This is a genomic window from Microbacterium sp. BK668 (genome assembly GCF_004362195.1).
In the GTDB taxonomy this organism is placed as follows: domain Bacteria; phylum Actinomycetota; class Actinomycetes; order Actinomycetales; family Microbacteriaceae; genus Microbacterium.
Genome location: NZ_SNWG01000002.1, coordinates 26,955 through 44,621, shown reverse-complemented (window position 1 = coordinate 44,621; position 17,667 = coordinate 26,955). Strand labels below are relative to the sequence as shown.

Genomic DNA, 17,667 nt, shown 5'->3' with positions numbered 1-17,667 from the left:
GGCGACGGATGCCGCGCCGCGACGCCCTCCGAGGGCTTGGCGCCCGGCGCGACCGGCCACCCTAGGATGGGGGCATGGCGTGGCGGAGGACTCGGGACGCCGCTCGGCGCGCGCGGCGCCCCGCGCGACACGGCCGTCATGGACGCGAGGGCAGGAGCCCCGTCGTGCGGCCGCCGCTTCCGCCGCTCGACACCCGCGTGGAGCGCTTCGACCTCGCCGTCGGCACGGCCGCCGAGTTCCTGCGCTCGGCGTGGGAGGAGCTGCGCGAGGTCAGCTTCGAGATCGCCGACATGCCGCCGGCGACCGACGACGACGGGATCCCCCGCTGGCAGGTGCTGACGGATGCGAAGCGGATCATCCTGTACCGCCTCCCCATCGAACGGCTCAGCCATCTGCACCGCAACGACGAGCTCCACCGCCGCATGATGATCGAGAGCTGCGTCTTCCGGGCCGCCGCCGAGTACCTCGACCGTGATCCCTGGGACCTCGGCCCGGAGCGCTTCCGCTTCTTCTGATCCCGATCCCCGGCCGCCGCCGTTCGTCGGCTCATCCGGACGATCTCGGCCGCCGAGGATGCCCGACATCGCCCAGACGAGCCGAGATGCCGGCAGGCGCTCGGTGGCGCCGACCCCGCGCTACGGGTAGACGACGATGGGCTCGGCCGCCGTGTCGCCCGACCACACGGGGTATCCCGCGAGGGCGTTGTCGGCGGTGAGCGAGACACCCGCTCGCACGCGCACCCCTCCCGGGTCGATCGAGTACACCGTGCGGCCCCGCAGGCTGAAGCGCGCGGACTGCCCGGGCTGGACGACGACCGTCGTCGAGCTCGAGCCGTCGACGGCGTCGACCGTGACCTGCGCCTGCTCGCCGGTCGGGTTGGCGACGGTCAGGGCGGGCGACGGACCGGTCGGCGTGGCGAACAGACTCGGCACCGCCAGCTCCGGCGCCGGGGTGTACCACGCGAAGTCCGAACCCTCCCCGAAGCCCGTCGTCTGCCACACGGCGCCCACGACGGCGGCGTCCGCCTCGACGCTGACCGTGTACTCGCGCGCCTCCAGTCCGCCGAGATCGAGATCGAGCGGCAGGCCGCCGGTGAGCGAGATCGAGATCGGCTCCGAGACCGGCTGGGCGACGCCCGTCGGGATGACGGTGACGCGAGCGGTCGCGTCCGCCGACGGCGAGAGGACGCGCAGGATCGTCTGCGTGTCGACGGTGGGCCCGTCGGTCGGTGCGACCGAGACGCCCGGGATGACGAGGATCTGCTCCGGCGTCTCGATCGCGCCGACCTGATCCACGCCCCCCGGGAGCAGCGTGCGGGTGAGGCTCGTCTGCAGGACGGCGGTGACAGGCGCGCCGATGGCCGACACGCGGATGACGGGGCTGTCCTGGCCGAGCGCGAGCCCCGCGAGCGACAGCGCCTGCTGCGTCCCGGCCGCGACCACGAGGTCGCCCCCCGGTGGGACGACGGGGCCCGACGTGCCGAACACCGTGAGCTGCACCGTGGCGGCCACCTGGCCCGGGTTGGAGAGGACGACGATGTCTCCCGAGCCCGTCGTCGTCGCGCCGCCCACCAGCCACGACTCGGTCAGCGGCGGGCGGCAGGCCGACGCGGCGTACCCCGCCAGGTCGTCGTCCGCGACGGTCGAGGAGCCGGTGGCCGCGAGGTCGGTGCGCGTGCGGTTCTCAGGCTCGGCGGTGAAGACCGACGCCGCCGAGCCCGCGACGGACGTCGCGAGCGGGGTCTCGACCGGTGGCGCCGCCCCCTCCCGGACCCCCGCGATGAGGTTCTGCGGCGCCGCGGCCGAGATCGCACCGGCCGTCCCCGCGTCTCGGCCGAGGGCCAGCAGCGAGCCCGCGCACGCCAGCACGCTCGCCTCGGGCGCCGGCCGGGTGGTGACGGCGACAGGATCGCGCGTGAGGGTCGGCCACGGCACGGCGACCGCGGTCGTGACGGCGACGACGAAGGCGGCGGCCACGAGCGTGCCCGCCAGCACACGGGCGCCCGTCGTCGCCCAGCGGAAGACCCGCCGATCGCTCATCGTCCCTCCCGCCAGTAGTGTCCGACGACGCGCGGCGTGCGCTGTGCCGCTCGACGCGCGCCCGTCGTAGGGATCGCCAGGAGCAGCGCGACGCCGAAGACGACGAGCTGGCCGAACGCGATCCAGCCGGCGAGATCGCCGCTGGATGCCCCGCCTCGGTCGCCGAGGGGCACGGTGACCCGCCAGAGCGAGCCTTTGGGCGTGTCGCCCACCGCGTCCAGTCCGTCGCGCTGGTCGAGCGCGGTGCGGGAAGACAGCCGGAGTGAGCGCGCCGCGTCGGACTCCGGCTGGGCGGCCGGCGCGAGGAGCACGAACCCGATCCCTTCGGCGGCGACGCCGGCCACGGCATCCGCGGCGGAGGCGGCGATGAGGTCGGCCGACAGCTCGGCGAGCGTCCGGTCGCCTGCGGTGGGCTCGGTGCGCGTCGAGACGATCGTGGCCTGGCCTCCGAGCGTCTCGCTGCCTCCCCACACGAGCTCGGCGGCCAGGCCCCCGGCGTTCTGAGGCGTGAGGACGAGCGTCCCGACGTCCGGGTCGTCGCGCCCCTCGGCCGCGACGTAGGCCGGCAGTGTGCTGTCGGGCCCGTTGGTGAGGAACGTGGCCCCACGCACCGAGGCGGTGAGAGCGGGAATCGACAGCACGGCGATGGCGACCACGACGAGGACGGCGACGAGGTTCCTCGCGGCCGCCGCGCGCGGCGCGAGCCCCGAGTCGAGCGAGACGAGGGCACCTCCCACTGCTCCGAGCCATGCGAGGCTGACCCCCGCGCCGGGCCAGATCGGCACGGGAAGCGACTCGGCGAAAGCGACGGCGATCGCCGCCGCCGCGAACGCCGTGCCGATCCCGAAGACCGCCACGACGAGCAGCACGACACCCGACAGCCAGCGCTGGGTCACGGGCGCGATCAGTGCCAGCACGGCTACCGGAGCGGCCAGCAGCGGCACCCACCACGTCGGACCGCCCCCCAGGAACGCGCCCCAGCCGCCGGGGTCGGACGTGGGGAAGCCGGCTGCGAGGAGCGCCCGCCCCGAAGGGTCGGGGGGCACCTGCGGTCCTGGCCACGGGACGCCGGGATCGGCGAGAAGCCCCCATGCATCGCCGGTGCGCAGCTGGTACCACACGAGCGGGGCCGAGAGGGCTGCGGCCGGGATGACGACCCAGACGAGCTGACCGACGCCGCGTCCGGCCCGGCGCGCGATCGTCAGCCCGAGCGCGACGACCCAGACGACGACCAGGGCGGGTGCGAGGGACGGCGCGCACGCGACGACCCCCGCGAAGAGGATGGATGCCGCGCCCGCCGCGACCCACGAGCGATGTGCGACGGAGCCCGCGTAGAAGAGCCACGGAAGCAGCAGATGCACGAGGACCGCCGTCGGACGGCCTTCCACGAGCGCCGCGAGGAAGGTCGGGGCGAGAGCCCATACCGCTCCGCCCGTGATGCGCAGCACCGACCGGTCGGTGACCCTCGTCGCGGCGAACCATCCGCCGAGGGCAGCGAGCGGAAGGGCGAGCACCCAGAGGAGGACGACGGTGCGCGAGGGTTCGAGCGGCCAGAGCGAGCCGAGCACCGCGATGACCGCCGCGAAGGGGTCCGCCGGGCCGACGGTGTCCAGCCCCAGCGCCCGAACGCCGTACGCGGCATCCGTCCACAGCTGTGCGACGACCGACCGGAGGGGCTGGAGACCGCCACCACCCAGCACGGGCCACGCCAGCAGCGCGGTGAACGCCGCGACCGACACGACAAGGGCCGCCAGCACCAGCCAGGCGCCTCCGCCCGAGAAGAAGTGCAGCTCTCCGCGCTGCACCTCTCCGAGCACGTCGCCGCCGTCGTCGAGTCGCTCACGCAGCTGCGAACGACTCACCCTCAAGGACGCCAGCTGCGCCCAGGGCGTGCTCCGCGCGTGGCGGATGCGGGACCGCGACCGCGCGATCGATGGGATGCGCACGAGCACGACGGCCGAGGCCGCCCACTCGGGGGCGATCAGCCCGGGCTGCTTCGCGACGAGCAGGACCGCCGTGCGCCAGAGCGCCAGAGGCAGGATGGAGATCCAGAGGAACGGGACGGCGACCGGGCGCGCGTACGCGAGTCGCCGGTGCAGCTGCGAGATGCGGGCGGCCATCGCCGCCTGCCACCGGCGTCCGCGAGAGGTGGGAGCGGGCGGTCCCGCGACCCCGTCGCCGGAGACGGCGACGAGCGCGCCGGGCACGAGCGTGACCCGAGAGCCCGCGAGGCGGGCGCGGATGCCGAGATCGAGCCCCTCCTCCGCGCCGGCGAGCGCCCGGTCGAGGCCCTCGAGGGCGTTCCACAGCTCGGCGCGGACGAGGATGCCGCGCACATCCGCTCCGAGGACATCCTCGCGGACGTCGTGCTGGCCCTGGTCGAGCTCGCCCTCGGCGAGAGTGACGGCGCGTCCGAGCCGGGTCGTGCTCGACCCGAGTGAGACGATGATCGACCGGTCGTCGGCCCGGACCAGCTTGGGAGCGACGAAGGCGACCGACGGCGCGAGCTCGAGAGCGCCCGCCAGGCGGCTCAGCGCCTCCGGCTCGGGGGTCGTGTCCTGTGCCAGCAGCCAGACGGCGTCGGCATCGGCGATGCGCCGCGATGCGATCGCCGTCGCCTCCGCGAATCCCGTGCGCGCCGGCGCCGTGATGACGGATTCGGCCGGGGCGGATGCTGCGGCCTCCGCTACCAGAGGCTCATCGCCGCAGACCACGATCGTCAGGACGTCGACGGGGCGGGACTGAGCGGCGAGAGCCGCGAGCGTGCGACGAAGATGGAACGCTGCGGGCGTGCGCCCATCGGGGCGCACGACGAGGATCGCGTGGACTCGGCCGGGCATGACTCCGTCAGCCTAGGCGGGCGTCAACCGCGTTCCCGGGCGCACTCTCGGCGCGCCCCGGATCGCGGACGACGGCCGGATCAGCCGGCGCGGCGCTTGAGCCTGCGGCGTTCCCGCTCGCTCAGCCCGCCCCAGATCCCGAAGCGCTCGTCGTTCTGGAGCGCGTACTCGAGGCACTCGCCACGGACATCGCACGAAGTGCAGATGCGCTTGGCGTCACGCGTCGAGCCGCCCTTCTCCGGGAAGAAGGCCTCGGGGTCGGTCTGCGCGCACAGCGCATCGGTCTGCCACGCGAGTGGATTGTCGTCTTCGCCCTCGACGGGCCGACGAACCCCTGGGACTCCCAGGCTGACCGGATCGACGAACCAATTGTCGGGAACGCCGGAACGGTAATGCGAAACCGTCATCTCGTTCTCCCACCTGCTGAACCCCCCACGCTGGTCCGCGTGTGAGAGCAATTACACCCGTGTAATTCGCCATGGTCAAGTCGCGAACCATAAAGCCTCACCCCGCGCTTGAGGGTTCACGACGCGCCGTCGGCGTGTCACGCGCGGATAACGCCTCGCGCTCCGCCCGATCGCCGCCTCCGCCCGATCGCCGCCTCCGGGCTCAGCGCCCCGGGGTGGCGACGAAGAGGTCGCCCGAGCCCTTCACGCGCACGGCTCCCTCATCCGGGGTGATCAGGACGGCGCACCCCGGGATCAGCGTCACGCGCTCCCGCGTCCCCTCGACCTCGACTTCGCCGGCTGTCACGAGCGCGATGCCGACGCCGTCGACGTTCACGGCGGCCGGTCCGCCGGGGTGCACGGCCACGTGCTGCAGAGCGAAGTCGGCGATCCCCGGCACGCTGAATCGCTCGATGCCGTCGTGCACCTCCGGCTTCAGGACGGGCGGCGGCGCGGGCGTCGGGTCGAGGATGTCGACGAGCTCCGGCACGTCGATGTGCTTCGGCGTGAGCCCGCCGCGCAGCACGTTGTCGCTTGCAGCCATCAGCTCGACGCCGAGACCCTCGACGTACGCGTGAAGCACGCCGGCGGGCACGAAGACGGCCTCGCCCCGCCGCAGCACGACGAGGTTCAGCAGCAGCGCGACGACGACGCCCGGATCGCCGGGGTAGGCGTCGTCCAGGTGCCGCGCGAGCGCGAGCTCGGCGGCGAACTCCTCGTCGTCGGCCTGGGCGGCCGCAGCCACGATCGCGTTCACCTCCGCCTGCGCGGCGCCCGAGAGCAGCCAGGCGATCGTCTCGCGGAGGGATGCCGCGGCATCCGGTCCCGCCAATCGCTCAGCGAGCGGCCGCCCGGCGTCTCCGAGGGCACCCAGCAGCCGGCGGGTGGCAACGAGGTCGCGCAGCCCCGCCAGCGCCGTGAAGGTCTCGCTCACGGCGACGAGGAGCTCGGGCTTGTGGTTGTCGTCGCGGTAGGTGCGCTCGGCGGACGCGCGATCCACGCCCGCCGCCTCCTCCCGCGCGAAGCCGGCCGCCGCCTGCTCCTTCGACGGGTGCGCCTGGATGGAGAGAGGGGATGCCGCGGCCAGCACCTTCAGGAGGTAGGGCAGCTTCAGCGGCGCGCCCGTACCGGCACCCTCGGCGGCGAGCCAGTCCCCGAGGCTGCGGCCGTCGGGGACGACGGCCGGGTCGGCCGGGTGGTCCCCGTACCAGACCTCCGCCTCGGGGCGCCCGCTCGGTGCACGCCCCTCCAGCTCCGCGATGCGGGTCGTGGACCCCCAGGCGTAGTCGCGCGGCTCATTCACGAGGGAGACCAGCATGTCCTCAGCCTAGCCACGCCGCCGCGGTACCCTTTGTGAACGATGGCGGTCCACACGAAGCACCCGGCGTCGGCGCCGCCGGAGGCCCCGGTCCGCGAGAAGACGGGGCACCTCATGCTGCGCGCCTGGTGCATCTTCGTGCTCTTCACGGCGCTGTCGGGCACCGCATGGGTGCACGCCTTCGGGCAGCCGACGGCCGCCGTGGTCGCGATCGGCAGCGGCGTGCTGTCCCTGCTGCTGTGGCTCGTCATCCGGCCGCCCGTGCAGTGGCGGCGGCTCCCGATGTTCGCGCTCGCCTACGTGCTCTGGGCGGCCCTGTCGATCGCGTGGTCCGCGTGGGCCCAGACGAGCGCCCTGACGTGGCTGCTCCTTCTCATCACGACCCTGCAGGCGCTCTTCGTCGGGAGCGTCCTGACGTGGCGCGAACTCGTGCGCGCCATCGCCTCGGCCCTCAAGTGGGTCGTCGCGCTGTCCTTCCTGTTCGAGCTCTTCGTGTCTGTCGTCATCGGGCATGCGGTCATGCCGGGATTCCAGCCTCGACCCGAGGGCGAGGTGGACCCGATCGTCTACTGGTCGCGCGACAACCTGCTCGACGGCGGTCGCATCCAGGGGATCGTCGGCAATGCCAACCTGCTCGGACCGCTGTGCCTCCTCGCGATCATCGTGTTCGCCATCCGTCTCGCCGCGGGCGCCCCGCGCAGGGTGCTGCTGTGGCTCTGGATCGCACTGTCGGGGTTCCTCATGTTCCGCGCCGGCTCCGCCACGGCATACGTCGCGGCCGCGGCCGTCGCCGTGGCTCTGGTCACGGTCCTGCTGATGCGCCGCGCCCGCAGGCCCGGCGAGCGCACGCCGTACTACGTCGCGTACGCGGTCGTCGGCGTCGGCGGCCTGGTGGCGCTGTGGTTCCTGCGCGGTCAGCTGCTCACCTTCGTCGGACGAGAGTCGGACCTCACCGGACGCGAGGGCATCTGGGACGTCGTGCTGGCCAAGGCGTGGGAGAACCCGTGGGTCGGGTGGGGCTTCGCCACCCCGTGGAACCCGGCCGATCCGGCCTTCGACGGCTGGATCATCGACCACGGCCAGAGCGTCATGCAGGCGCACAACATGTGGGTCGACGTGTTCCTGCAGCTCGGCGTCATCGGCGTCGTCATCGTCGGCCTCACCTATCTCGCCTTCGTGTGGCGCGCCTGGTTCTTCGCGGTCGACCGGCCGCGCTGGGACCTCCGCGACGACCGGCCCTACTCGGCGCTGTCGCTCCTGCCCACGCTGGTCGGTGCCATCCTCCTCGTGCAGGGGATCTCCGAGTCCAGTCCGCTGCTGCTGTGGGGCTGGATGTTCGTCGTCATGTTCAGCTTCAAGATCAAGCAGTCGCCGCACATCGGGGTCGGTCCCGCGGAGCAGACGCTGGCCATCGAGCGGGGCGAGCTGACGAAGCAGGCTTCGTGAGCGAGCCCGGCGCCGGACGCGGCCTCGGCGGTCTCCTCGCGTCCGCGGCGCTGGCCCGAGCCTTCACCCTCACGGTGTTCGGCACGGTGTTCGGCTCGGTCGCGATCGAACGCATGGCGGGGCGGGTCACCTACGTCACGATCGTCACAGGCCTGTGCGTCATCGCCGCCGGGATGCTGGCGGCGCGTCGTCGCGAGATCTCGTTCGTCCGCCTCGTGCCGACGACGCTCGTCCTGTTCGTCGGCTGGGCCTTCGCGAGCATCTTCTGGAGCTCGGACGCCACACGCAGCTTCTGGGGCTGGGTGTCGCTGGTCGGCGTCGCGCTCCTGGCCGTCACGATCGGACACGTGCGCGACACCCTGCAGACGGTGCGCGCGCTCGGCGACGTCATGCGCGTCATGCTCGGGGTCTCGCTGGGCCTGGAGATCCTCTCGGGCATCCTCCTCGACACGCCGCTCACCTTCCTCGGCATCCAGGGCGACATCGCGGCGTTCGGCCCGATCCAGGGCGTGTTCGGAACGAGGAATCTGCTCGGCTTCGCAGCGGTCCTCGCGCTGATCACCTTCCTCGTGGAGTACCGCACGCAGTCGGTGCGACCGGGCGTCTCCCTCTTCTCGGTCGTGCTCGGCGGCGTCATCGCCGTGCTCTCGGACTCCCCCACCGTCGTCGTGCTCGCCGCCGCCGTCGGCGTCGCCGCGGGCGTCCTCGCGGTGGTCCGGCACGCGACTCCGCATCGCCGCACGACCCTCCAGTGGATCTTCGGGGCGATCGTGGCCATCGGGCTCGTCGCCGGCTATATCGCGCGGCATCCCATCATCGCGTGGCTCGGAGCGGGCAGCGACTTCTCGACCCGGGCGAACCTCTGGGCCAGCATCCTGATCTACCAGCGCATGAAACCCGTCCAGGGCTGGGGGTGGTTCGGTCCGTGGGCCCAGAGCGAGCTGCCGTTCTGGGCGGTCAACTTCTCGGCCGGGCAGTCCCACGCGTCAGGCCTCAACGCCTACTTCGACGTGCTGCTGCAGCTCGGCTGGGTGGGGCTGGTGCTCTTCCTCGCGTTCGCGGGATTCGCGTTCCTGCGCGCGTGGCTCGTGGCCAGCGAGCGCCGGTCGATCGTCTACGCCTGGACGCCGCTCATCCTCGTCGCCCTGCTGGTCGACTCGATGTTCGAGAGCTTCACCCTGTGGGGGTTCGGCTGGCTGCTGCTGGTGGTGTGCGCGGTCCGCGCCGCGCAGTCCAGGTCGTGGCGGGACCGGTTCGACGACGCCGAGAACGGCGGTTCCGCCCTCCCCCACGTCCCGGGCGGGTGAGCACCCCGCTGCCAGGGTCGTCTGAGGCGCGCACGGTAGGATCCTCTCTCGGCCCCGACGCCTCGGCGCCCGCAGCCCCCATCTCGGAGAACCACCGTGCCCCACGTGCTCCAGAACGTCGTCTTCCCCACCGACCGGGACCCCGATCTTCTGCCGCTCTACGTCGACCCCGAGATCTGGTCGGTCATCGACGAGGAGCCGGTGCGCGTGTCGAACCGTGCTCACCTGGGCAACATCCTCGACCGGCGCCGCGCGCGCATCGTGGCCGGTCGCCGCGTGTCGTTCGGCACCTATTTCAACGCGTTCCCGGCCTCGTACTGGCAGCACTGGACGCCGGTCCGCGACGTGCGCCTCACCGTCCGCACCTCCGGGCCCGCGACCGTCCTCGTCTACCGCTCCACCGGGTCGGGGGTGCACCAGCGCATCGAGACCCGCGAGGTCGACGGCGAGACGACGTCCGACTTCGACCTCGTCCTGAACCAGTACAGCGACGGCGGGTGGATCTGGTTCGACATCGTCGCGGATGAGCAGAACGCCGTGTTCGAGGGCGCGGAGTGGACCACCGAGACCGAGCCCTCCCGATCGGGGAATGCGTCCATCGGCATCACGACCTACAACAAGCCGGACTACTGCATCTGGACGCTCATGAACCTCGCGTCCGAGCCCGACGTGCTCGAGGTGCTCGATCGCATCTACATCGTCGACCAGGGCGACCGGCGCGTGGACGGACAGCCGGAGTTCGCCGAGATCGCGGCCTCGCTCGGCGAGAAGCTCGAAGTCATCGCGCAGCCGAACCTCGGCGGGTCGGGGGGATTCGCCCGCGCCATGGCGGAGACGCTCCAGGCCGGCACGAGCGAGTTCGTGCAGCTCCTCGACGACGACGTGCGACTCGAGACCGAGTCCGTGCGCCGGTCGGTCGTGTTCGGCCGGTACGCATCGGTGCCGACCATCGTCGGCGCGCACATGTTCGACCTGCTCGATCGCCCCAGGCTCCATGCCTGGGCCGAGGTCGTCGACGAGCAGCCGTTCATGTGGCGGACGCTCTACCAGGACAGGATGCCGCACGACTTCAGCGCGTCGAACCTCCGCCAGACGTCGATGCTGCACACGCGTCTGGACGCGGACTACAACGGGTGGTGGATGTGCCTGATCCCCGTCTCGACGATCCGCGAGGTGGGCCTCGCGCTTCCCGCCTTCATCAAGTGGGATGACGCGGAGTACTGCCTGCGCGCGCGCGAGGCCGGCACCCCCACCGTCTCGATGCCCGGCATCGCACTGTGGCACGTCTCGTGGGTCGGCAAGGACGACTCGATCGACTGGCAGGCGTACTTCCACGCGCGCAACCGCATCGTGGCGGCGCTCCTGCACTCCCGGGCGCCGCAGGGCGGCACCCTCCTGCGGCACAGCCGCCGGATGGACCTCAAGCACCTGATGATGATGCAGTACTACCCCGTGGCCCTCCGGCACCGCGCGCTGCGCGACATCCTGAGCGGTCCCGAGCACATGCGCGCGAACCTGGCGACGGCGATGCCGCAGGCCCGCGCCCTGGCCCAGGAGTATCCCGAGACCGTCGTCCACAAGGACACGGGCGTGCCGCTGCGGTCGCGGCGGGGCCGTCAGGTGTTCACGCGCCGCCGCCGCCACGACTACGACAGCCCGAGCGGACTCCGGCTCCGGTGGTTCACCGCGGTCGCGCTCGTCTCCCACTGGGTCCACGCGGCGCGCCCCGAGAACCTCGCCCAGCCCGAGGTCGAGTTCGGGAAGGACGACGCGCACTGGTGGCGTCTGCCGCTGTACGACAGCGCCCTCGTGAACGCTGCCGACGGCTCGGGCAAGAACATCTACATGCGCGATCGAGGCCGCTACCGCCGGATGCTCGTGGAGAGCGTGCGGCTGCACCGCAGGCTCCGCCGTCAATGGCCGACCCTGGCGCGGGACTATCGCATGGCGATGCCCGAGCTGACGTCGCTCGAGGCGTGGCGGCGCACTTTCGAAGGGGGCGACCGATGAGCGACGTCTCGACGGCTTTCGACCCCGCGACCGCGACGATCGCGATCGTCACGTTCAATCGCTCCGGCCTGCTCACGCGGCTGCTCACCTCGATCGCCGAGATGGACCCGAAGCCCGGCCACGTCGTGATCATCGACAACGCCTCATCGGACGACACGGGCGACGTGGTCGAGTCGTTCCGGAGCCGGCTCGCCCCGAGCGAGCTCGTGTATCGCCGCCTCGAGACGAACACCGGCGGATCGGGCGGCTTCAGCGAGGGCATGCGCACCGCCTACGACCTGGGCTCGACGTGGATCTGGCTCATGGACGACGACGTCGAAGTGCTCCCGGACGGGCTGGCCCGCATGGGGGCGTGGGCGCCGCGGTTCAAGAGCATCCAGGGGCGTCGCTACGACTACGACGGCAGCGAGTTCTACTGGCAGTATCGCGTGGCCGAGCCCCTCGCCATCCCGATCCCCTTCGCTCCCTCCCGCTTCGACGCGTCCGGCTACAAGGAGATGAACTCGGGATGCTTCGAGGGCATGTTCATCCACCGCGACATCGTCGCCCAGATCGGCCTGCCCGACCCGCGGTTCTTCATCTACTGGGACGATCAGCTGTACGGCTGGCTCGCGTCGCGGCGGACGACGTCGGTCATCGTCGACGAGTTCGTGCTGCGCCGCACACGTGAGATCAAGCAGTGGGACATGGGCATCCGGCACATGAACGCGTCCAGCGACCGGTATCGCTACTACATCATGCGCAACCGCGCCATCATCAAGCAGTACTACCGCTGGCAAGGGGTCTACCACCCGGTGCTGTTCGCTCTCGGCACGGCGCTGACCTTCGGCAAGGAGCTCATCCGGCTCGTCTTCGTCGAGCGCACGGTGCGCGGCACCTCGAACCTCTTCCGCGGGCTCCGCGACGGCGGGAGGATCTCGCGGGACAGATCCTGGCAGCCGATGCCCCCGCTGGTCGCGGGAAGGGCCGATCAGCCGACGGGATAGTCGGCGTTGTACCGGTCGAGCACTTCCTGGAGCGAGGCATCCATCGCCAGCCGACCCTTGTCGAGGTAGAGGCCGCGCGTGCAGAATCGCCGCAGATCGCGTTCGTTGTGACTGACGAAGAACAGCGTGCGGCCGTCGGCGAGCAGTTCGTCGATGCGTCTGTAGCACTTCTCCCGGAACGCCTTGTCGCCCACCGCGAGGACCTCGTCCACGAGGAGCACCGGCTCGTCCAGCTGCGAGACGACCGAGAACGCCAGGCGCACCTTCATGCCGTTGGAGAGGTGCTTGTACGGGGTGTCGACGAAGTCGGCGATCTCCGCGAAGTCGATGATCTCCTCGAAGCGCCGATTGACCTCGCCGCGCGACATCCCGTGCAGGCCCGCCGTCAGGCGGACGTTCTCGCGGACGGTGAGGTCGCCGACGAATCCGCCCGTGATCTCGATGAGCGGGGCGACTCCGCCGTTGACGCTCACCGTCCCCTCGTCCGCGAGCAGGACGCCGGCCACGAGCTTGAGGAGCGTGGACTTCCCCTGTCCGTTGCGGCCGACGACGCCGATCGACTCGCCGGGGGCCACGGTGAACGAGACGTTCCGCAGCGCCCAGAACTCCCCGGGCCGGGAGCGGCGGTTCGACCCCGCGAACAGATCCTTGAGGCTCCGCCTGCCGCGGCGGTTGCGGCGGAAGCGCACCCCCAGATCCTTCACCTCGATCGCATGGCGAGCGCCGGTCGAGGTGTCGGACGGGGTGGATGCCTGGACCATCACAGCTCCTTCAGCACCGGTCGCTCGAGCCGCCGGAACGCCATGACGCCCAGCGCGAGGAAGAGGAAGGACATGACGGCGCCCATGCCGATCACCCACGGGTCCCACTCCTCCGGGAAGAATCCGACGCGGTAGAGGGCGAAGATGCCCGCCAGGGGGTTGAAGGCGGCGAGCGTCTCGAAGACACCGGGCAGGTCCTCCACGCCGTAGATGACCGGCGAGGCGTAGAACAGGGCGCGGAGGATCAGCTTGGTCGTGCGTTCGAGGTCGCTCCAGATGACGCACAGGGGCGCGACCAGCAGACCGAGTCCCACGAGCAGCACCACCTGCAGCACCATCGCGACGGGGAACCACAGGATCCCCCAGTTCAGCTCGGCCGGCGTGCTCGTCCACTGCGAGAGGATGACGAACAGCGCGAGCACGGGCATGGAGCAGACGAACTCGACGCCCTTGGACAGCACGATGCGGTTGACCCAGATCGATCGCGGGATCGCCGTCGAACGGACCAGCCGCGCGTCCTTGCTGAAGGCCCGGGTGAAGTCCGAGACGGCGGAGTTGAACCAGACCCAGGGCAGGAGCGCGGTGATGAGGAACACGATGTACGGCTCGTGCCCGACCGTCCGCTGGAAGACCTGCGTGAAGACGAACCAGTAGATCGCGCTCATGACGAGCGGATCGAGGACGGACCAGAGGTAGCCGAGCGCACTCGTGGCGTAGCGGACTCGGAGATCGCGCGCCGACAGCAGCCACAGCGAATGCAGATAGCGCCGGGGCGATCCGGGCGCGCCGACGGCGGCTGTGGTCACCTTGAGATTCTAGGGTCGATCGGACGCCTCCCCTTCGCGGCTCCCGCGTGGACCCGGGCATGCGAGGACCTTCGGGGTAGACTTGCGCGGTTGCCCCGAACACCGGAGAGGTCTATGGCTTTCGAGAACGATGTCGTCGTCGTCGGCGGTGGCGGCCACGTCGGTCTGCCCCTGGCGATCGCCCTCGCCAGCAGGGGCAAGCGCACCGTCGTGTACGACGTGTCGGAACGGGCGGTGGAGCACGTGCGGCGCGCGCAGATGCCCTTCGTCGAGCCCGGCGCCGACGAGGTCCTCGCACGGGTCGTCGCCGACGGGATGCTGTCGGCCTCGACGGACCCGGCAGTCGTGGCGACCTGCGAGAACGTCGTCGTGGTCATCGGCACACCTGTCGACGAGCATCTGAACCCCGACCCCAACGCCATCCCTCGCGCCCTCGAGACCTGCGCGCCGTACTTCCGCGACGGCCAGCTGATGGTGCTGCGCAGCACGATCTACCCCGGTGTCACCGCGCTCGTGCGCGAGATGCTCGATCAGACCGGGCTGTCGATCGACCTCGCGTTCTGCCCCGAGCGCATCGCGGAGCACAAGGCGATGACCGAGCTGTTCGAGCTGCCGCAGATCGTCTCGGGCTACACGCCGGACGCGATCGCCCGTGCCGGCGCCCTCTTCGGCGCGCTCACCGAGAGCATCGTCGAGCTGTCTCCCGAGGAGGCGGAGCTCGCGAAGCTCTTCACGAACACATGGCGCTACATCAAGTTCGCGGCGGTCAACCAGTTCTACATGATGGCCAACTCGAAGGGCGTCGACTTCGAACGTGTGCGGGCGGGGCTCACGCAGGATTACCCGCGCGCGCAGGACATGCCCGGCCCCGGCTTCGCGGCGGGTCCGTGCCTGTTCAAGGACACGATGCAGCTCGCCGCGTTCAGCGACAACACCTTCCAGCTCGGCCACGCGGCGATGCTGGTCAACGAGGGCCTTCCGCTGTACATCGCGAGCCAGCTCGACGATGCCCACGACCTGTCCGACAAGACCGTCGGGATTCTCGGCATGGCCTTCAAAGCGGGATCGGATGACATCCGGTCGAGCCTGTCCTACAAGCTCCAGCGCGTCCTGCGGTTCAAGGCGAAGGAGGTGCTCGGCACGGATCCGTACGTCTCGGTTCGCACCGACTCCTCGCTGCTGCCGCTCGATGAAGTCCTCGAGCGCGCGGACATCCTCATCGTCGCCACACCGCACAAGGAGTACCGCGACCTCGTCACCGACAAGCCGGTCGCCGACGTGTGGAACCTCCTCGGCAACGGAGTGCTGATTTGAGCACGGAGACACCTCGCGTCTCGATCGTCGTCCCGGCGTACAACGAGGGCGAGGCGATCCGCCCGTTCCTTCAGCGCGTCGGCGAGACGGTGACGCTCCCGTTCGAACTCCTCGTCGTGGTCGACACCCCCGAGGACACGACGATCCCGGTGGTGGCGGCGGTCAGCGCGGACGACGCCCGGATCCGCTGCGTCGTCAACACCTACGGGCGAGGTCCCGCTCACGCGATCCGCTTCGGGTTCGATGTCGCCGCGGCGCCGACGGTGGTCGTGACGATGGCCGACGGCAGCGACGACCCGCGCCAGATCGACGCCCTCACCGAACTGGTCGAACGAGGCGTCGTCGTGGCGGCCGGAAGCCGCTACATGGCCGGCGGGCAGCAGATCGGCGGCCCGCGGTTCAAGCGCCTCCTGTCCCGTGTCGCCGGCCGCTCGCTCCATCTCTTCGCGAACATCGGGACCCGCGACGCCACGAACTCGTTCAAGGCCTACAACGCGGATTTCGTCCGGCAGGTCACGATCCAGTCCCGGGACGGCTTCGAGATCGGACTCGAGCTCACCGCGAAGGCGCGCCGCGCCCGCCAGCCCGTCGCCGAGCTCCCCACCATCTGGCTCGACCGCACGGAGGGTGTGTCGAACTTCCAGCTGCGCAAGTGGATACCCAAGTACCTGCGCTGGTACCTCTTCGCCTTCGGGCGACCTCTGGCAATCGACGAGATCGAACCCGCCGCGGCGGGCGTGAAGGGAAGCAAGCAATGAAGAAGGTCCTGGTCACCGGATCCGCAGGATTCATCGGCGGCTACGTCGTCGAGGAGCTGCTGCGCCAGGGATACTCCGTGGTCGGCGTCGACAACTACTCGAAGTACGGCCCCGTCAAGAAGTCCTACGACGATCACCCGGATTACGAGCTCGTGGTGGCGGACGTGACCGACACCGAGCGCATGACCGAGCTCCTCATGGACTGCGACCACTTCATCGCCGGCGCGGCGCTCATCGGCGGCATCTCCTACTTCCACACCTACCAGTACGACCTCATCGCCCAGAACGAGCGCATCATCGCCTCGTCGTGCGATGCGGCCATCGCTGTCAAGAAGGCCGGCGGCAAGCTCGAGAAGGTCACGTACATGTCGTCCTCGATGGTCTTCGAGTCGACCGACCGGTGGCCGTCGAAGGAGGGGGACGAGCTGCTCGTGCCGCCGCCGCTGTCCTCGTACGGCTTCCAGAAGCTCGCCGTGGAGTACTTCGCCCGCGCGGCGAAGGGACAGTACGACGTCGACTACACGATCCTGCGCCCGTTCAACTGCGTCGGTATCGGGGAGTCCCGGGCGCTCGGCGACGTCGAGATCGACTCCGGCAACGTGAAGCTCGCCATGAGCCACGTCGTGCCGGATCTCGTCCAGAAGGTCCTCAAGGGCCAGGACCCGCTGCACATCCTGGGCGAAGGCAGCCAGGTGCGTCATTACACCTACGGCGGCGACCTGGCCCGCGGCATAGTGATGACCCTCGATCACCCCGGTGCGCTGAACACCGACTTCAACCTGTCGACGCCCGTCGGGCACAGCGTCACTGAGCTCGCCGACGTGATCTGGCGGAAGATCAAGGGCCCCGACGTGCCGCTGCGCCTCGTGAACGACCCCGCCTTCGAGTACGACGTGCAGAAGCGCGTGCCCGACACCCGGAAGGCGAAGGAGATCCTCGGCTTCGAGGCGACCACGACCCTCGAAGACATGCTCGACGAGGTCATCCCGTGGATCGAGAACGCCGTCGCCGAGGGCACCATCTGACGAGACCGATGCACCGGCGACTCCGTGACGAGGCGCCGGTGCCGGCTCGGAGGGAAGCAGCGCACATGGCGAGATCGGCTGAGCACATCCGCGAGTTCCTCATCCGGAACCTTCGCCGCGGGGGCATCTTCCTGGCGATCGGCGGCCTCGGTTTCGTCGTCGACGCCATCGTCTACAACGCTCTCGTCTTCGGCGGCGGCGTCGGACCCCTGCATTCCGTGCCGCTCATCGCCAAGACCATCGCAGTGATCGCCGGGCTCGTCGTCACATACGCGGGCAACAAGCTCCTCACCTACCGCGACAGGAAGGCCCCGGTCAGCTGGGGGCAGGTCGCGCGGTACGCCGTCGTGAACGTCGCGGCGATCCTCGTGCAGCTCGCGTGCCTCGGCTTCTCGCGCTACGTGCTCGGGCTGGATTCGGTCGTCGCGGACAACATCGCGGGCACCTTCCTGGGTCAGGCGCTCGCGACCGGCCTGCGGTACGTGCTCTACACGCTCTGGGTCTTCCCGCACTCCCCGGGAGAGGACCCGATCACCTACATCGAGGAGCATCGCGAGCCCGGCGCCGCGCCCCATCCGGACGCGACGCGCGGGTGAGCCGCTCCCCCGACC

The 17,667-nt window shown here is 70.6% G+C and carries 15 protein-coding genes; 9 read left to right on the top strand and 6 right to left on the bottom strand.

Annotated elements, in window-relative coordinates; genetic code table 11:
* The first annotated feature begins 74 nt into the window (after nt 1-74).
* Nucleotides 75-515 (top strand): metallopeptidase family protein, encoded by a 441-nt coding sequence (locus EV279_RS14120; RefSeq protein ID WP_208109570.1) that lies wholly within the window; start codon nt 75-77, stop codon nt 513-515.
* A gap of 120 nt (nt 516-635) precedes the next feature.
* On the opposite strand, the gene EV279_RS14115 is transcribed toward EV279_RS14120, so the two are convergent.
* The 4 genes from EV279_RS14115 to manA all read right to left on the bottom strand — a co-directional run bounded on the left by EV279_RS14115 (nt 636) and on the right by manA (nt 6,643).
* Nucleotides 636-2,039 carry a DUF5719 family protein gene (locus EV279_RS14115; protein WP_133545083.1) on the bottom strand — a complete coding sequence of 468 codons (1,404 nt, stop codon included), beginning with the start codon at nt 2,037-2,039 and terminating at the stop codon, nt 636-638.
* The gene (locus tag EV279_RS14110) at nt 2,036-4,879 is read right to left on the bottom strand and encodes a glycosyltransferase (protein ID WP_133545081.1); all 2,844 of its coding nucleotides are present in this window, start codon (nt 4,877-4,879) and stop codon (nt 2,036-2,038) included. The genes EV279_RS14115 and EV279_RS14110 overlap by 4 nt, the downstream gene beginning before the upstream one ends.
* An 80-nt stretch (nt 4,880-4,959) precedes the next feature.
* Complete coding sequence (locus EV279_RS14105) at nt 4,960-5,286, bottom strand: WhiB family transcriptional regulator (RefSeq protein WP_133545079.1); 327 nt, start codon at nt 5,284-5,286, stop codon at nt 4,960-4,962.
* Nucleotides 5,287-5,488: 202 nt separating this feature from the next.
* Complete coding sequence (gene manA, locus EV279_RS14100; RefSeq protein ID WP_133545070.1) at nt 5,489-6,643, bottom strand: mannose-6-phosphate isomerase, class I; 1,155 nt, start codon at nt 6,641-6,643, stop codon at nt 5,489-5,491.
* Between the two features lie 42 nt (nt 6,644-6,685).
* On the opposite strand from manA, the gene EV279_RS14095 reads away from it, so the two are divergent.
* The 4 genes from EV279_RS14095 to EV279_RS14080 all read left to right on the top strand — a co-directional run bounded on the left by EV279_RS14095 (nt 6,686) and on the right by EV279_RS14080 (nt 12,392).
* Complete coding sequence (locus tag EV279_RS14095) at nt 6,686-8,089, top strand: O-antigen ligase family protein (protein ID WP_133545068.1); 1,404 nt, start codon at nt 6,686-6,688, stop codon at nt 8,087-8,089.
* Nucleotides 8,086-9,396 (top strand): O-antigen ligase family protein, encoded by a 1,311-nt coding sequence (locus EV279_RS14090; RefSeq protein ID WP_133545066.1) that lies wholly within the window; start codon nt 8,086-8,088, stop codon nt 9,394-9,396. Before EV279_RS14095 ends, EV279_RS14090 begins: the two co-directional genes overlap by 4 nt.
* A gap of 96 nt (nt 9,397-9,492) precedes the next feature.
* On the top strand, nt 9,493-11,406 hold the full coding sequence (locus tag EV279_RS14085) for a glycosyltransferase (RefSeq protein WP_133545064.1): 1,914 nt from the start codon (nt 9,493-9,495) through the stop codon (nt 11,404-11,406).
* Complete coding sequence (locus tag EV279_RS14080) at nt 11,403-12,392, top strand: glycosyltransferase (protein WP_133545062.1); 990 nt, start codon at nt 11,403-11,405, stop codon at nt 12,390-12,392. Before EV279_RS14085 ends, EV279_RS14080 begins: the two co-directional genes overlap by 4 nt.
* Here the strand turns inward: EV279_RS14080 and EV279_RS14075 are convergent.
* Together EV279_RS14075 and EV279_RS14070 are read right to left on the bottom strand one after the other, a co-directional pair.
* Nucleotides 12,377-13,153 carry an ABC transporter ATP-binding protein gene (locus EV279_RS14075; RefSeq protein ID WP_133545060.1) on the bottom strand — a complete coding sequence of 259 codons (777 nt, stop codon included), beginning with the start codon at nt 13,151-13,153 and terminating at the stop codon, nt 12,377-12,379. The genes EV279_RS14080 and EV279_RS14075 overlap by 16 nt on opposite strands.
* Nucleotides 13,153-13,959, bottom strand: coding sequence for an ABC transporter permease (locus tag EV279_RS14070; RefSeq protein WP_133545058.1), 807 nt, complete (start codon nt 13,957-13,959; stop codon nt 13,153-13,155). The genes EV279_RS14075 and EV279_RS14070 overlap by 1 nt, the downstream gene beginning before the upstream one ends.
* A gap of 114 nt (nt 13,960-14,073) precedes the next feature.
* Here EV279_RS14070 and EV279_RS14065 point away from each other — a divergent pair, with 114 nt between their 5' ends.
* From EV279_RS14065 to EV279_RS14050, 4 genes are all read left to right on the top strand, one after another.
* Nucleotides 14,074-15,273 (top strand): nucleotide sugar dehydrogenase, encoded by a 1,200-nt coding sequence (locus tag EV279_RS14065; RefSeq protein ID WP_133545056.1) that lies wholly within the window; start codon nt 14,074-14,076, stop codon nt 15,271-15,273.
* Nucleotides 15,270-16,031: a glycosyltransferase family 2 protein gene (locus tag EV279_RS14060; protein ID WP_133545054.1), complete on the top strand. Its 762-nt coding sequence runs from the start codon at nt 15,270-15,272 to the stop codon at nt 16,029-16,031. Before EV279_RS14065 ends, EV279_RS14060 begins: the two co-directional genes overlap by 4 nt.
* Complete coding sequence (locus EV279_RS14055) at nt 16,028-17,056, top strand: NAD(P)-dependent oxidoreductase (RefSeq protein WP_133545051.1); 1,029 nt, start codon at nt 16,028-16,030, stop codon at nt 17,054-17,056. Before EV279_RS14060 ends, EV279_RS14055 begins: the two co-directional genes overlap by 4 nt.
* Nucleotides 17,057-17,121: 65 nt before the next feature.
* Nucleotides 17,122-17,652, top strand: coding sequence for a GtrA family protein (locus EV279_RS14050; protein WP_166644538.1), 531 nt, complete (start codon nt 17,122-17,124; stop codon nt 17,650-17,652).
* Nucleotides 17,653-17,667 lie beyond the last annotated feature (15 nt).

Bases quoted from the DNA above. Each gene is read 5' to 3' on its own strand.
- EV279_RS14075 (WP_133545060.1), bottom strand. From the start codon at position 13,153: ATGGTCCAGGCATCCACCCCGTCCGACACCTCGACCGGCGCTCGCCAT.
- EV279_RS14110 (WP_133545081.1), bottom strand. From the start codon at position 4,879: ATGCCCGGCCGAGTCCACGCGATCCTCGTCGTGCGCCCCGATGGGCGC.
- EV279_RS14115 (WP_133545083.1), bottom strand. From the start codon at position 2,039: ATGAGCGATCGGCGGGTCTTCCGCTGGGCGACGACGGGCGCCCGTGTG.
- EV279_RS14050 (WP_166644538.1), top strand. From the start codon at position 17,122: ATGGCGAGATCGGCTGAGCACATCCGCGAGTTCCTCATCCGGAACCTT.
- manA (WP_133545070.1), bottom strand. From the start codon at position 6,643: ATGCTGGTCTCCCTCGTGAATGAGCCGCGCGACTACGCCTGGGGGTCC.
- EV279_RS14120 (WP_208109570.1), top strand. From the start codon at position 75: ATGGCGTGGCGGAGGACTCGGGACGCCGCTCGGCGCGCGCGGCGCCCC.
- EV279_RS14065 (WP_133545056.1), top strand. From the start codon at position 14,074: ATGGCTTTCGAGAACGATGTCGTCGTCGTCGGCGGTGGCGGCCACGTC.
- EV279_RS14095 (WP_133545068.1), top strand. From the start codon at position 6,686: ATGGCGGTCCACACGAAGCACCCGGCGTCGGCGCCGCCGGAGGCCCCG.
- EV279_RS14055 (WP_133545051.1), top strand. From the start codon at position 16,028: ATGAAGAAGGTCCTGGTCACCGGATCCGCAGGATTCATCGGCGGCTAC.
- EV279_RS14105 (WP_133545079.1), bottom strand. From the start codon at position 5,286: ATGACGGTTTCGCATTACCGTTCCGGCGTTCCCGACAATTGGTTCGTC.
- EV279_RS14080 (WP_133545062.1), top strand. From the start codon at position 11,403: ATGAGCGACGTCTCGACGGCTTTCGACCCCGCGACCGCGACGATCGCG.